Origin of the sequence: Psychrobacter immobilis, assembly GCF_003148585.1 — a bacterium.
Taxonomy (GTDB): domain Bacteria; phylum Pseudomonadota; class Gammaproteobacteria; order Pseudomonadales; family Moraxellaceae; genus Psychrobacter; species Psychrobacter immobilis.
The window spans coordinates 21,551-36,355 of record NZ_QGGM01000020.1 but is presented as its reverse complement, the minus strand read 5'-3'; the positions used below and the strand labels follow the sequence as shown (position 1 = coordinate 36,355).

The following is a 14,805-nucleotide window of genomic DNA, read 5'->3' as shown; positions in this document are numbered from 1 at the left end:
TTGGTTGAAACGGTGTTTGGAGAGCTTAAAAACTTGTGCCAAATCGAACACTCACGCCATCGTAGTGTCACGGGGTTTATCACAAACTTGCTGTCGGGTTTGATTGCTTATTGCTGGTTTCCCTATAAGCCCACCATCAAAAACATGCCTCAGCAAGGGCAGGTGGCTACATTGTAAATAGTATCAATGAGTTACAATGTGGCTTATCCCGAACTGGGGTTAGGTAAGAAGAATATTGAATTAGTTAACCGGACTTATAACAGCCTAATGCCATCTAAATAAGACCTAGACGATCACACCTGAAAGACAGGCGCGAATCCACCGCCTGGCGTACGGAAGTTAGTCACCTGACCTTGATACACACGCGCAGCAGGTAGTAACAGTTTTCCGCCATACGTATAAAGACGTATATCTACCTTTCTTGTTGTTACGATGTCATCAATTTTGAGTGATCTCTCTCCTGCAGGGACAAAGGTCTGTGCGATATAATCTTCATCCAGAATGTTTTCGAAGACGCGTCGAGTCAGTTTGCTACCGCGATAAACGCCTTTGCTTCCATGACCAGCAACTGGCTTAAAAAACAGTTGCCGCCGAGTAAGCCACAACTCTGCTGCATCGTCTCTTGATACAATCTTAGTCCTCGGTACAGACCTTTCGAGGCACTCCACTGCAGCCTCATCCAGACCCCAAGAGCGCAATATTTGGGAGTCTGATAGCAATGTCAGGTTTTGCTTATTGGCCAACATAGCATGTACGCGGGGATTGGGTGTCACTACCACAGCACCCTCTAAATAAGCCTGCTTAAGCAATACATGGTCAGGGTCCTCAAATGCAAAGTCGACAAGCCGATTGTAAATCATATCGATTTTCTGGCCATGGGCTGTTAACGTACCGTCGATATACTCGAGTTCAGAGGGATCAAGTATCACAGTATCAATACCTCTAGCTTGGAGCAGTTGACAGGCTAACTCAAACTCTAAGAACATGAACTGACTCTCGGGGTCATTGTCCACAATGGCTATCCGATTGGGCATAGCAACAGCGGACTGTCGCTGCCATTCCTGTTTGAACATGTCAAACACTGCTTCCTCGAACCTATCTAGCATTTGATTGGTTGCAGCGCTTTGCTCTGAGGGGTTGCAACAGCGTTTTTGTGCGCGAGCGAGCAACACATTCAGAAATGCGCCACCGGCATTAGTATTGACCTCGATGAGCTGAGGTCCATCGCTACCCAAGTGAAAGTCATAACCCATGAGGGCCCCTATTGGGCCTGGGTCGAAAGCAGCTATTTCTGGTGCCCACGACAGCACTTGCTCTTGATACAATGGCAGTTCGGCAGCTGACTCGATAGCCCTGACGATTCGCTCCATCGCCTCTATCTCTGTTTTGGGAACGAACACGGGTGTTGCTGAAAAAAGCTTATTAAGCTCGTTCGCTCCTATTGGATTGTTTCTAGTTTCTACCAATTGATCTTGAAGGCTTGTATTAAGCGCTTTACGATCAAGGGTAATGCAGTAGCACTCTTGGTTAAGTCGATTTGCAAGACCATCATTTTTTTCGTTGTTATTAGTATTAGTTGGGTGTTCCATTTAGAGTCCGTCGCTAAGTAGAGTACTCACGCTGACATACTCTAGTAAAAAGTAAAAAGTAAAAAGTAAAAAGTAAAAAGTAAAAAGTAAAAAGTAAAAAGTAAAAAGTAAAAAAGGTTCTTGGCGTATTTAAGTAGTGCTAGCTACTTTCTAATGTTTCATTCCCTGAGACTAAATCATTATTTCGTTCATTTTTAATTAATATCTTTGCTAAGAGTAAACCCAGCTCAAATAATAGCCACATAGGAATCGCCAACAACAGCATTGATACACCATCAGGCGGTGTCACTACCGCGGCGATCCCAAAACAGCCGACTATGATATAACGACGCTTATCTTCTAAAATTTGAGTAGAAACGATTCCGGCCATTATCAGCAATAAGGTAACCACTGGAATCTCAAAAGTCAGTCCAAACACCATAAATAGCTTGAGGGCAAAGCTCAGATAACTGTCAATATCGGTCATTGGTATAACGTTCTGCGGAGCGAACATAATAAAAAATTTCAATACCCCTTTGAGTACGACAAAGTAGGAAAAAGCAACACCAGCATAAAATAGAAATATCGAAGATAGCAGTACAGGAATGGCAATTTTCTTCTCTTTTTTATATAAGCCGGAAGCTACAAATGACCAAATTTGATACAGGATATAAGGCATTGCTAAAAATGCGGCGACGAATATCGTTAAGCGAATGGGTGCCATAAAGTTTGACGTTATATCAGTGGCAATCATGGTCGAATTGATGGGTAACTGCGCCACTAATGGGTCTGATAAAAGATTATAAAGCTCGCGTGAAAATCCCACCAATACTAAGAATATAATTAAGACGACCACGCATATTCTTATTAAGTGCGTACGCAGCTCGATTAAATGTCCGGTAATAGGCATATCGCCAAGCGTACCTAACGTATCTCCAGACTCACTATTCTGTGTTGTATCTGTTGGCGCCTCAAACTCTATATCTGTTATTTTTTCTTGTCGACTTTTTTGCCGTTTAAATAGGCTCACTGATCCGCCTCCTGTTTAATGAACGAGGAGGTAGTATTCTGTTGATGGTCTTTATCATAAGGGGTGATTGACTGATGTGAAGCGTCTAGGCTTTGGTTCTGTGACTGCTCAAACTTTTGCATACTGCCACGCATTTCTGCTAATTCGCGCTTCATATCCGACTCGGTCTGACGGATTTTCGCAAGTTCATTTTGCATTTGTTGACGTGTTTCAGCTAGATCAAGCTCAGCTTCTATTTCAGATTGTAGAGTGGATACTGTACGGCGCAGTTTGGCATACCATTGCCCAGCGGTACGTGCGGCTTGCGGCAGTTTTTCTGGGCCCAATACGATTAAAGCAATGACGCCAAACAAGAGTAATTCGGAAAACCCAATATCAAACATAACAGTCACATATATTAATAGACTACTTAGTGCCGCTATTTATAAGCGGCGCGCTTCATACTTTAGGCTGGTCATCAGTGGAAATAGGGCTGATTTCCATATCATCAGCCTGATTACCTACACGCGTATTTAAATCATTACTTGCAGCTGGCGTACTATTTTCATGGCTAAGCACATGATTTTTGCGAGCATTCTCGGGTTCTTCATCTTTGACCGCTTCTTTAAAACTCTTCACCGCACCGCCTAAATCTTTACCTGCATTTTTAAGCTTGGCAGTACCAAATACGACCACCACTACGACCAATAAAATCAGCCAATGTGTAATAGAAAAGCTGCCCATAACGGTATCCTTATATTTTGTGATCTTGTTTAGACCAGTATGTGTCAGTGTGCTTTAGAACACTTTTTACCGTACCAGAATTATAGTTTCAAACGGCGCAATCGCAGCGCGTTAGCAATCACCGAGAATGACGACAAGCTCATCGCTGCCGCTGCTATCATCGGACTGAGCAGAAGCCCAAATATGGGATAGAGCACACCTGCGGCAATAGGAACACCAAGTGCATTGTAGATAAAGGCAAAAAACAGATTCTGTCTGATATTGCGCATGGTGGCGTGGCTAAGCTTATAAGCTTTGGCAATGCCCATTAAATCACCTTTTAGCAGGGTAATGCCCGCACTCTCCATCGCCACATCGGTACCGGTTCCCATAGCGATACCAACATTAGCTTGCGCTAGCGCTGGTGCGTCGTTGATACCATCACCCGCCATAGCGACCAATTTACCGCTGTCTTGCATTTCTTTGACGATACGGTTTTTATCCTCTGGTGAGACATCCGCATGAACTTCATCAATACCTAGTTTATTGGCGACTGCCTGCGCGGTTTTTTCGTTGTCACCGGTTAGCATCACAACTTTTAAACCTGCGTCATGAAGCAGTGAAATAGCCTCTTTAGTGCTTGGTTTAATAGGGTCAGCAACTGAAATAATACCAGCAGCTTTACCGTCTATAGCCACAAACATTACCGTTTCACCGTCTTTTCTACGGACATCAGCTTTAGTGGACAGCTCATTATCAAAACTATTTAGGCTTTCCATAAGCTTAGAGTTACCAATAGCGACTTTCTTACCATCGACCACGGCTTGTACGCCTTCGCCAGTAGTCGAATTAAAGTCAGTAGCTTTAGGAATAATGAGTGATCTTTCTTGAGCTGCTCTAACGATAGCTTCTGCTAAAGGATGCTCGCTAGCGCTTTCTACTGAGGCTACCAATGCGAGGAACTCGTCTTCATCTTGACCTACCTGCGCATCAATTGCGGTAAGCTCGGGCTTACCAGCGGTCAGTGTTCCGGTCTTGTCGACGACAATGGTATCGACTTTTTCCATACTCTCTAACGCTTCAGCATTTTTGATGAGGACGCCGTTTTGCGCGCCTTTACCAGTACCGACCATAATAGACATAGGTGTCGCCAGACCAAGGGCACAAGGACAGGCAATAATCAGTACCGCGATAGCGTTAACCAAAGCATAGGCCATAGCCGGCTCAGGGCCAAAGATTGCCCAGACAATAAAGGTTATGATAGAGCTGACAATAACAATAGGTACGAACCAACCCGCCACTTGATCTACCAAGCGCTGGATAGGCGCGCGGCTACGCTGAGCTTCGGCAACCATTTGTACAATTTTGGATAATACCGAATCTGCTCCAACATTGACCGCTTCGACCAATAGCGTTCCGGTGCCATTTACCGTACCACCAGTCACTGTATCTCCTGCTACTTTTGATACAGGGATTGGCTCACCCGTCACCATTGATTCATCAACATTACTATTACCATCGATCACTGTACCATCTACGGGTAGTTTCTCACCTGGTTTAACCCGTAGCTTATCGCCAGTGACGACCTCATCAAGCGAGACTTCGACTTCTTCACCGTTTTCATCGACACGTCTTGCGGTTGGTGGTGCGAGCTCAAGCAAAGCTCTAATCGCACCTGAAGTTTGACTTCTAGCTTTGAGCTCTAATACTTGACCCAGTAGCACCAAGGTCACAATGACCGCTGCCGCTTCATAGTAGACTCCGACTTGACCAGAGGCATCTCTGAAACTGTCTGGGAAAATATCGGGAAAAAAGGTCGCGACAATACTAAAAATATAAGCAGCGCCTACGCCTATCGCAATCAAGGTAAACATATTTAGATTGCGGCTTTTTATAGACTGCCAGCCACGGACGAAAAACGGGGCGGCGCCCCAAAGCACTACAGGGGTCGCGAGCACTAACTCAGCCCATTGTAAGATCTTTGAGGAGATACCATACTGACTAAAATTAACTACGTTTAAGTCAAACATACCGCTCATCACATATATTAATAGCGGTACAGTCAACACGGTACATATCCAAAAACGACGAGTCATGTCGTCAAGCTCTGAGGTGTCCTCTTCACCGATAGTAAGCGTTTCGGGCTCAAGCGCCATACCACATATCGGACAACCGCTATTTCTAACGTCTCTCACTTCAGGATGCATAGGACAGGTATATACCGTGCCATCGTAATCAGCAGGTACTTTATCGTATTTACCGCCTTTAACAGATTTTACTCCGCTACTATCAGTATCCTTTCCATGACAGCTAGCGTGACTATCATCTTTAGCAACTTCGTCTTCAGGTTTAAGAAACATGCCACATATTGGGCAGTCACTTTTTTCAACATCTCTTACTTCTGGATGCATAGGACAAATATAGACCGTACCGCTATAATTTTCCGGTATCTTGTCGTACTTATCGTCTTCGACAGAATTTACCTCATTACTATTATTAGCATCCGCTCCATGACAATGCGCATGACTATCTTCATGGTTGTTGGATTCAGCAACCTCGTCTTCAGGTTTAAGAAACATGCCGCATATCGGACAATCGCTCTTTTCAGTATCTCTAACCTCAGGATGCATAGGACAAATATAGACCGTACCGCTATAATTTTCTGGTACTTTATCGTACTGACCACCTTTGATAGATTTTTCATCGGCAATATGTTTCATAAAACCACTCCTTGAAGACAATAAATATTTATAATAAGTACAACTCTTAAAGCACTATCATCAATCCTCGATTGCTATTCATCTAATCATTAATCTAAAAACCTCTAAAAAATAATTTCTATACTTTTCAATTGGAATTTAGTTTTTATCACGCAAATACTTGAGCAGTGCCATGATTGTTAGTACTAGTACTGCGAAAAATAGTAGCGCAAACAACAAGCAGAGAGCCATCCAACCCCAACCCATGCCTTCCATCATAGTATTTCTCCAAGACTCATAGCACTCATATTGACAGTGGTGGGCGAGCGTATACTTTTAGATGCTTACTATCACTCAAGAATAGCAATCGACAGATATTGAACATTTCGATATAGGAATAAGAGGTTTTGAAATAAGAACAGTAAAACAAAGAGCAGTTACTGCAGTTGAAGGGGTAGGTAAAAAATCACATTAATTATCTGTGCAATCTGTCCTTTTAAGGTAAAGGTACCAGCGAAGACTATAGCGCTGATACCAGGTATCACCATTTTTTCATAATCAATTTCTTAGCTTGCCATACCTCTATATATAGCCGTCTATTCGAGCTCTTCAATAAGCGCTTGCATCTCAGCGATTTCACGCTTTTGCGCTTTAATAATATCGTCAGCGAGCTGTTGTACTCTAGGGTCTTCAATATCTGCTCTTGAGCTCGTCAAAATGGCAATCGAGTGATGAGGTATCATGGCTTGCATCCAATCGACTTGATCAACCGTTGCTTGGGAACGCACACCCCAAATACCTACAGCAAACATTACTACACTTATTCCATAAACCAGTAGATTTACCTTGGTCTTCTTATACATATTACCCATAAAGGCCAGCATAATGACGGCCATACCGGCACCCATGTAGAGCGCCATATAAGCTCGGGTCTCACTAAAATAAACATGATCCAATTGATAGGTATTAAAATACATCATGATAAACATTACAATCGTAGACGTCAGAATCATCAAAGTGAACTTCACATAAGGATTCATGCCCTGTTGATGGCTTTGATGATTCATGCTGTTTTGATCAGAAGTATTCATAATATATCTCCTATAATTTTGACAATGTTAGAACCAGAATTTAACACCGGCAGTCAAACTACTGCTATCAACCGATTCATTTTCTTGACGCCGCTGGTCACGCGCACTGCCAAGAGCCGTCTCATAGCTCACACCGACGTAAGGTGCCAGTTGACGACCTAAGGTTTCATAAGTCAGTCTAACTTCAGTCTCTAATTCATTGAATCCCTTGGTGATATGATTGTCAATATCGTCTTTACTAAAAGCTGACAGACCAACTTCCGGTATCACAACCCAGTGCTGACTCAAACGCCATTCATATTCTGCACCAAGATCAAGCCTAACTTGACCATCGGTGTAGAGATATGCTCTAGCATCTGTTTCAATAAAGTAAGGCATTGTGCCGACAATACCGGCCATAATGGCAGGCTTATCATTCTTGGTATCATAGGCGACCCCTGCTTCGCCATTCCAAAAAATACTTAGCGGCTTCCAGTAAGACAATGAGGTCAGACTATCAATGTCTTTCTCATCTTTGGTCTGAACACTACCTTCACTACGTAAAGATAGACGGCGCTCATCTAGGCCATACCAAGCACTAACCTCATAATTAATCTGATCGTCATCAAACTGATAGCCTAAATCGTCTACAGAAACGCCCCATAATGGCATATCACCCATCATCATAGGCTGACCATAGCGTCCATAGGGAACACCGTTTGAATAGTCAGGACTGCGAGCATCAGCTGGAGCTTTACCACCTTGCATACCTGACATATCCATACTGCCATGGTCCATGCCTGACATATCCATGCCACTGTGATCCATATCCGACATGTCCATACCAGACATATCCATTTTGCTATGATCCATATCCGACATGCCCATACCAGACATATCCATTTTGCTGTGATCCATATCCGACATGTCCATACTACTATGGTCCATATCTGACATAGTCATGTCTTTTTTAGCAGTGGCAGGGTCAGCAGCATTAGCAAATGATGATGCTAGTAATACCAATGATGATACCCCAGCGAACCGTAAACCCACTTTATGTATTTTCATCTCATCTCTCACCTATCAACCAAAGATTTGCTTAAACGACCGCCACTTCTCTGAACATACCGGCTTCCATATGATAGAGCAGATGACAATGCCATGCCCATCGACCAGCTTCTCCTGTGACATCAAAGCTAATTTTTTGAGCTGGTTGCACCATCATAGTATGCTTGCGCACCTGAAACTCACCGTTAGGCATGCGCAAATCGCTCCACATCCCATGTAAATGCATCGGATGATTCATCATCGTGTCATTGACTAAGGTAATACGCACGCGCTCACCCGGCTTGATATTGACCGGCGTGGCCTCACTGAACTTAACCCCATCAAACGCCCAAATATAGCGCTCCATGTTACCGGTTAAATGTAGCTCGATCTCTCGGGTAGGCTTGCGCTGCTCCGCAAATATTGCCTCATCGACAGAGCGTAGCTGACTATAATTCAATACCTCTCTATTAATATTGCGCAGGTTGATACCTGGATCGTCAAGGTTCATACGTGGACTGTCCACACGCATATCAGACTTAAAGTCATATTCTGTTTTAGCGTGCTTAGCTTTATAACCATTAGCACCCATAGCACCCATCATATCTGCCATGGTGAGCCATTCAATTTTGTCCATAGCAGGCGTTGCCGCACGAGCACCTTCTTTGGTGGCAAGCGTTGCTGCGACATAGCCCGAACGGTCTATGTTTTGGGCAAATATGGTATGCGCATCTTTGGTCGGGGTGACAATGACATCATAGGTCTCAGCCACGCCAATACGAAAATCATCAATAGCGACTGGTGCGACATCATTACCATCCGTTGAGACGACTGTCATTTTAAGACCGGGTATGCGTACATCAAAGATGGTTTGCGCTGAGGCATTGATAAAGCGTAATTTAACGCGCTGTCCTGCTTTGACGATTTGCGCCCAATTAGCTGCGGTCGTTTTGCCATTGATAAGGTAGGTAAATGTGTTTTCACCCGACAAGTCCGTAAAATCAGTGGGCATCATGCGCATCTGATTCCACATTTTGCGCTTATCAAACGCGGTTTTCATATCCGTTTCGGCAATATCAGCAAGCAGTTTTTTGAAGTCTGGTAGATGGTAGTTGTCAAAGTCGGCGCGCTGTTTGAGCAGCTTCAAGAGATTATGCGGGTTGCGGCTGGTCCAATCACTAAGCACGATCACATGGTCTTCGTCGATAGGATGACGCTCACGCCCTTTAGGTTCAATCACAATGGCACCCAGCATACCGGTTTGTTCTTGGAACCCACTGTGTGAGTGATACCAATAAGTGCCTGATTGTTTTAATTTGAATTTATAAGTAAAGGTGCTGTTCGCAGGAATGCCATCAAAGCTAATGCCCGGCACCCCATCCATCTCAAACGGTACTAGTAGTCCATGCCAATGGATAGAGGTTGATTCATCCATCTGATTATGAACACGTATCACCACCGTATCGCCTTCACGCATTTTTAGCGTCGGTGCTGGTAGTGAATCATTGATGAGCGTCGCCATGCTCTTTTTGCCGTTCACAATAGCGGACTGTTTACTGACGTATAAATCAAACTCTTTCCCTGTCAATACAGGTACTTTATGAACGTTTTGATCACTATTAATAGTAGCGCCCTGACTGCCTGAGCGACTCGATTGTCCCAATGCGCTACTAGCAATAGTCGGCATCAAGGAGGCACCAAGGACAGCAGAGGATCCGGTTAAAAAACGTCGGCGGTTCAGTATGTTCTTTTTATTCATAATGATAACCTGATTTAATTTGAGAGATGGTGGTTAAGCTTATAGTTATAATATTTTCGATATTTAACAGAATCTATTCACATCTAAGCCAACACTACAGCTGCTGCTGAGGAGACTCAATAGCAGCATAGACTTCTGTGGTGCCGTCTTTATTAAGCTGCATTACCTTATAAGGCATGAATTTACCTTCATACTCCATACCGGGGCTACCAACCGGCATACTCGGTACGGCAAGTCCAATAGCTTGTGCAGGAGGATTTGCTAAGAATTCAGCCATGTGTTTAGCAGGGACATGCCCTTCAAAGACAAAACCGTCGGTGGTAACGGTGGTATGACAAGAGCGCATTTGCTGTGGTACGCCATAACGCTCCTTAAATAAGGATAGATCTTCCACATCGTGCGTGGTTGCACTTAATCCATTGTTTTTTGCATAGCCTACCCATTCTTTACAGCAGCCGCAGTTGGCATCTTTATAAACCGTGGCTGAGACGTTTTTGAGTAATGATGACGAGCTGTTAACGGGAGCATTTGTAGGAGCAGAACTTTCATTTTGTACTTGTGCATTCTGGGTAGCGGACTGTTCAACCTTTACTGGTTGAGAATCAGAGCCACTGGTATTAGATTGGCTGCAAGCGGCTAGCGTTAACGAGAGTGACGATGTCACCACCAATAAAAGGACACGACCGGATAACCAGCTATGTCCATTAGAAAGCACATGTGTGTAATGTCTCATTAAATTACTCCTAAACGTCTATTGTTATGCTCGATATTCTAAAAACTTACACCCTATATTTGAATTCTTATGTACTTAACTAAAAACATTAAATGCAGCACTGTTCAGTACTGCATTATTAATAGCGACAACCGTGAGTTAGGAGGCTTTCATATCTAGAAAGTATTAATGCTGCATTCCAGATCCATCATCCGACATATTCATACCCATATCACCACCATCTGACATATTCATATCACCGTCAAATGACATGTCCATCATATCGCCATCTATCCTAGTGGTTAGCATCGTGTATTGGCTTTCATCTAATTCAGGTAACGATCTAATGAAGGCTACCATTGCCCACATTCTACCGTCATCATGGGACGCGCCCCACGCAGGCATTCCAGATGCCATAATACCGTGCTTGATTGCCCAAAAGCTTTGCTTTGCACCGTCTTCTGTTTGATAACGTTTGACAATATCAGCCTTGGTAAAGTTGGGCGGCTTTGGATATAAGCTCTCACTAAAGTCAGTTTGTGCCACTCCCGGAGACAAGTGACAGCCTGCACACATATCCTTATAGTCCGCGCCACCAGAACTGATTAGCTCAACCTTCTCTAAATCTGGTACCACAATATCTTTACTGGCATTTTCTATGGAACGATTGCGAGCAGTTTCTAAAAAGCTAAACATCATTGGGCTATGCTCTTGGTCAGCTCCCACATTGACAACGCCACTAGTAACAACCGCAAACACGCTAACGATTGCCACAAATACGGTAAAGAGCGCACCCAATAAAAATTTCATATGTTTTCCTAAAAATTTATTTCCGTTAAGTGTTGACTGCTATTTAACAGAGCTAAAATTTTTAAGATTTACTGTCGTTAGTAACGCAGTGTTTTTGGTACATTTGCTTCATTTTACCCATGTTAGCCATCATCGCTTTCATGGCAGGATCGCTCATGTCCATCTTGCTATGATCCATTTTTCCCATCATATCCATATGCTTTTGCATTTTTTCACAGTTCATTTGATCTTTTTCAGCATGCATTTTAGGGTCATGCGCCATAGCTGAGGTCGATACGACAAGAGCGATGGCCGTCATTGCGATTGATTTAGACAGTAATTTAAATTGTGACATGATTAATTCCTATTGTTTGGATTAAAGGCTATTGAGTTCAATAGCTGTTAAACCAGCCTAAATGATACATCATTCATTCTGACTGGCAGATGACGTTAAGATTACAATGCTGTCATTCTCACTGCTTTAGATTTTAATGCGCGATATATTCATTTAATATGGCTTCAGCATTTCTATCACGATCGCTACCATATTTTTTTACAAAATACTTTTCAGACTGCAAATGTTGATCTTGATGTTGAACCTGACAAGCCACTCTGGCGTCGACATAACTTTTCTTTTGCTCTTTGGACATTTGTGCATCATTATGATCTGCGTTTCTTGCAAAACTAGTGAGCGCATCACAATTACCGAGAACAGAAGCATCTAAGTTTGTGGTATGCGCATTGGCCGCTGACATGCCCACTAACATCGATACTGAAAGCAAAGCTGCTTTTTTTAATGAACTATAATTTTTCATATAAGACCCTTTAAAGATAAATAACAAACTGTTTAAGTAGGATAATTGCTTTACTCGTAGAGGCAGTCTGTATCAGAGACAAGCCAATATGCGGCGTTGATTTAGAATACTAAATGGTGGCTGACAGCTAGATGACACGGATATTACATGTTCGTTAGGAACAGCATAATATTGTCATCTTCTTGTCATTAAAACCAAATACCAGCATCTGTCTCTATCCAAAGAACACTGTTATAACAAGGGTTCCTGATAAATATATGGCTGATAAGCTAACAATGTTAGTGATACGCTGTTGACAACTATAATGATATAAAGGTAAGCAACGATGAAAGTACTGTTAGTAGAAGATGAGAAAAACCTTGGAGAATATATTAAGAAAGGCTTAACTGAGGCCGGTTTCATCGTGGATCATCACATGACAGGTTTAGATGGCTATCATGCGTTAATGACTGAAGATTTTAGTGTGGTTTTGATGGATGTCATGCTACCTGACGTCAGTGGCTTTGAGTTGGTACAGCGCTACCGAGCTGCTGGAAAGCATACGCCAGTTTTATTTTTAACGGCTAAAGATGATTTAAGCGATCGGATCAAAGGTATTGAAATTGGTGGCGATGATTATCTGACCAAGCCTTTTGCTTTTGCTGAACTGATTGTTAGAATAAAAAGCCTATTGCGCCGTGCCAATCAATCTGATTATAAAAGCTCGGTCATACACATAGCTGATCTGAAAATGGATATTGCCAAACGCACCGTTCATAGAGGCAACACTAATATAAAATTGACTGCTAAAGAGTTTGCTTTATTACAACTTTTCTTAGAACGTCAAGGTGAGGTACTGCCGCGCACTGTGATCGCCTCGCAAGTATGGGATATGAACTTTGATAACGATACTAATGTGATTGATGTGGCAATAAGACGTCTGCGTATAAAAATAGACGATGAGTTTGATACCAAGCTAATTCATACTGTGCGTGGCATGGGCTACCGATTAGATGCTGTCGACGTTTCAGCTAGTAATAAAGCTGCCAGCGAAACGGAAGATAGCCAATATGATAAATAGATTGGACAATCGACGCTTACCCTTACTATGGCGTACTGTTTTTTTACTGACAATATTTGTTGTTATCTCTCAAGTTGTTATTTATATATGGGTTCAGCGCTCTGTTAACGAGCACTTTGAGCAAATGGACTCAGAGATTATTACCCATGCAGCTTTTAACCTGCGTAAGCGCGTAACAGAGGCGGATAACCAAATAGCCTCTCAGACACTACCTAAGCCTCAAAGTCCATCAAACACTCAACAACCGCTAAGCTCGAAAGCTTCTTCAAATCTACTTCCTACAATAGCCACAGAAAATGATGATCACCTGCATTCATCAGCGCTAGATTACGATCTAAAAACTATCATTGCTGATAAAGAGGGGCGATTGCTATCTAGTACTCCCAAAAACTTTGCTAATGAATTAAGTGCCGACTTTAACCTATTATCATTACAGCAAAATCATGATGACAGACAGTTTGTAATAAATATTAAAGACAGACGTTATCGAGCTATGGTTATTGGAGACGATGACATGCTTGCCCTTATCGCCTTACCCATTGACGTGCATCATCAGTATTTATTACAGTTTAACCGTCAACTTAGTCTGATCCTATTTGCCATCACACTACTGTTGGTTTCAATAGCAGCCTTAAGCGTGTATTGGGGTTTTGCCCCTTTATCCACTATCGTGCAAAGGATGAAAGGTATTCATCCTGAAAGATTGAGCGAAAGAGTAATAGTTAGTGATATGCCATTAGAGCTAAGACCTTTAGCAGAATCCTATAACTCGATGATGGCTAAGCTTGAAAGCAATTTTGAGTCGTTGTCGCGATTTTCAGACAATATCGCGCATGAGCTACGCACGCCAATAGCGACGCTGAGTACGCAAACGCAAGTCATGTTAACTAAGCCAAGAGAAAGCGACGAATACATTGAGCAATTGCATCATCAGCATGATACGTTAAAGCAGTTATCCGCCATGATTAACGATATGTTATTACTGGCAAAAACTCAAAAAGAGCTGAGTGATTCGCAAATCAGTCATGTCGATATAGAGAGCTTGATCACAAAGCTTATAGATTATTATGAGATGATTGCTGAGGATCGTGAGATAATCTTTGAAAAATCGGGTGATTTTAAAACAGTACTAGGTGATAAAGGCTTATTGCAACGGCTGTTTGCCAACCTGATGTCAAATGCGATTTATTATGCGGCTAGTAATAGCACTATTATGATATCCGCTACTGTCCTCACTTCAAGCACCTCGCTTAATGCGCCAAAAGACGATATTCAATCCCCAGAGCAGCTCTGGTTAAGAATAACTATGACCAACCGTCTAGACAAACCATTAAATCAGATTGAAGCCGATAAACTGTTTGAGCGATTCTATCGTCATGATAAAACGAATACGATGCATTCAGGAACAGGCTTAGGCTTATCTATTGTGCAAGCTATCGCCAATGCTCATAATGGCAAAGTTAGTATTACTATCAAAGATGAGTGTCTTTTTGAGGTTGCTGTAAAGTTGTTGATTGCCAGGTAGTAAATACCTTCATACTGTCTATGAACCGC

15 protein-coding genes are annotated in these 14,805 nt (G+C 42.6%); 3 read left to right on the top strand and 12 right to left on the bottom strand.

Going from position 1 to position 14,805, the window contains the following annotated elements; translation table 11 throughout:
• Positions 1-177: transposase (locus C8D84_RS12970; RefSeq protein ID WP_319020956.1), on the top strand; the 177-nt coding region annotated here is incomplete at its 5' end.
• 116 nt (positions 178-293) lie between these two features.
• Here the strand turns inward: C8D84_RS12970 and C8D84_RS12965 are convergent.
• From C8D84_RS12965 to C8D84_RS12910, 12 genes are all read right to left on the bottom strand, one after another.
• A complete protein-coding gene (locus C8D84_RS12965) occupies positions 294-1,589 on the bottom strand; it encodes an ATP-grasp domain-containing protein (RefSeq protein WP_109592637.1) in 1,296 nt (431 codons plus the stop codon).
• Between the two features lie 139 nt (positions 1,590-1,728).
• Entirely contained in the window at positions 1,729-2,598 is an 870-nt protein-coding gene (gene tatC / locus C8D84_RS12960) for a twin-arginine translocase subunit TatC (protein ID WP_011959994.1), read from the bottom strand.
• The gene (tatB, locus tag C8D84_RS12955) at positions 2,595-2,981 is read right to left on the bottom strand and encodes a Sec-independent protein translocase protein TatB (protein WP_036599454.1); all 387 of its coding nucleotides are present in this window, start codon (positions 2,979-2,981) and stop codon (positions 2,595-2,597) included. Before tatB ends, tatC begins: the two co-directional genes overlap by 4 nt.
• A gap of 55 nt (positions 2,982-3,036) precedes the next feature.
• A complete protein-coding gene (gene tatA, locus C8D84_RS12950; protein ID WP_109592635.1) occupies positions 3,037-3,321 on the bottom strand; it encodes a Sec-independent protein translocase subunit TatA in 285 nt (94 codons plus the stop codon).
• Positions 3,322-3,401: 80 nt separating this feature from the next.
• A complete protein-coding gene (locus C8D84_RS12945; protein ID WP_109592633.1) occupies positions 3,402-6,020 on the bottom strand; it encodes a copper-transporting P-type ATPase in 2,619 nt (872 codons plus the stop codon).
• Positions 6,021-6,595: 575 nt separating this feature from the next.
• A complete protein-coding gene (locus tag C8D84_RS12940; RefSeq protein WP_060492335.1) occupies positions 6,596-7,090 on the bottom strand; it encodes a DUF305 domain-containing protein in 495 nt (164 codons plus the stop codon).
• 27 nt (positions 7,091-7,117) lie between these two features.
• Positions 7,118-8,137, bottom strand: a complete 1,020-nt coding sequence (locus tag C8D84_RS12935; RefSeq protein ID WP_109592631.1) for a copper resistance protein B — start codon at positions 8,135-8,137, stop codon at positions 7,118-7,120.
• A gap of 31 nt (positions 8,138-8,168) precedes the next feature.
• Positions 8,169-9,875: a copper resistance system multicopper oxidase gene (locus tag C8D84_RS12930; protein WP_045448091.1), complete on the bottom strand. Its 1,707-nt coding sequence runs from the start codon at positions 9,873-9,875 to the stop codon at positions 8,169-8,171.
• Positions 9,876-9,969: 94 nt separating this feature from the next.
• The gene (locus C8D84_RS12925) at positions 9,970-10,608 is read right to left on the bottom strand and encodes a DUF411 domain-containing protein (protein ID WP_011959987.1); all 639 of its coding nucleotides are present in this window, start codon (positions 10,606-10,608) and stop codon (positions 9,970-9,972) included.
• Positions 10,609-10,773: 165 nt separating this feature from the next.
• On the bottom strand, positions 10,774-11,397 hold the full coding sequence (locus C8D84_RS12920) for a c-type cytochrome (protein ID WP_045448094.1): 624 nt from the start codon (positions 11,395-11,397) through the stop codon (positions 10,774-10,776).
• A gap of 61 nt (positions 11,398-11,458) precedes the next feature.
• Positions 11,459-11,731, bottom strand: a complete 273-nt coding sequence (locus tag C8D84_RS12915; protein WP_011959985.1) for a hypothetical protein — start codon at positions 11,729-11,731, stop codon at positions 11,459-11,461.
• Positions 11,732-11,864: 133 nt separating this feature from the next.
• Positions 11,865-12,191, bottom strand: a complete 327-nt coding sequence (locus C8D84_RS12910) for a hypothetical protein (RefSeq protein ID WP_011959984.1) — start codon at positions 12,189-12,191, stop codon at positions 11,865-11,867.
• A 325-nt stretch (positions 12,192-12,516) separates the two neighbouring features.
• On the opposite strand from C8D84_RS12910, the gene C8D84_RS12905 reads away from it, so the two are divergent.
• Together C8D84_RS12905 and C8D84_RS12900 are read left to right on the top strand one after the other, a co-directional pair.
• Complete coding sequence (locus C8D84_RS12905; RefSeq protein WP_109592629.1) at positions 12,517-13,251, top strand: heavy metal response regulator transcription factor; 735 nt, start codon at positions 12,517-12,519, stop codon at positions 13,249-13,251.
• A complete protein-coding gene (locus C8D84_RS12900) occupies positions 13,241-14,776 on the top strand; it encodes an ATP-binding protein (protein WP_109592627.1) in 1,536 nt (511 codons plus the stop codon). Before C8D84_RS12905 ends, C8D84_RS12900 begins: the two co-directional genes overlap by 11 nt.
• Positions 14,777-14,805: the final 29 nt, after the last annotated feature.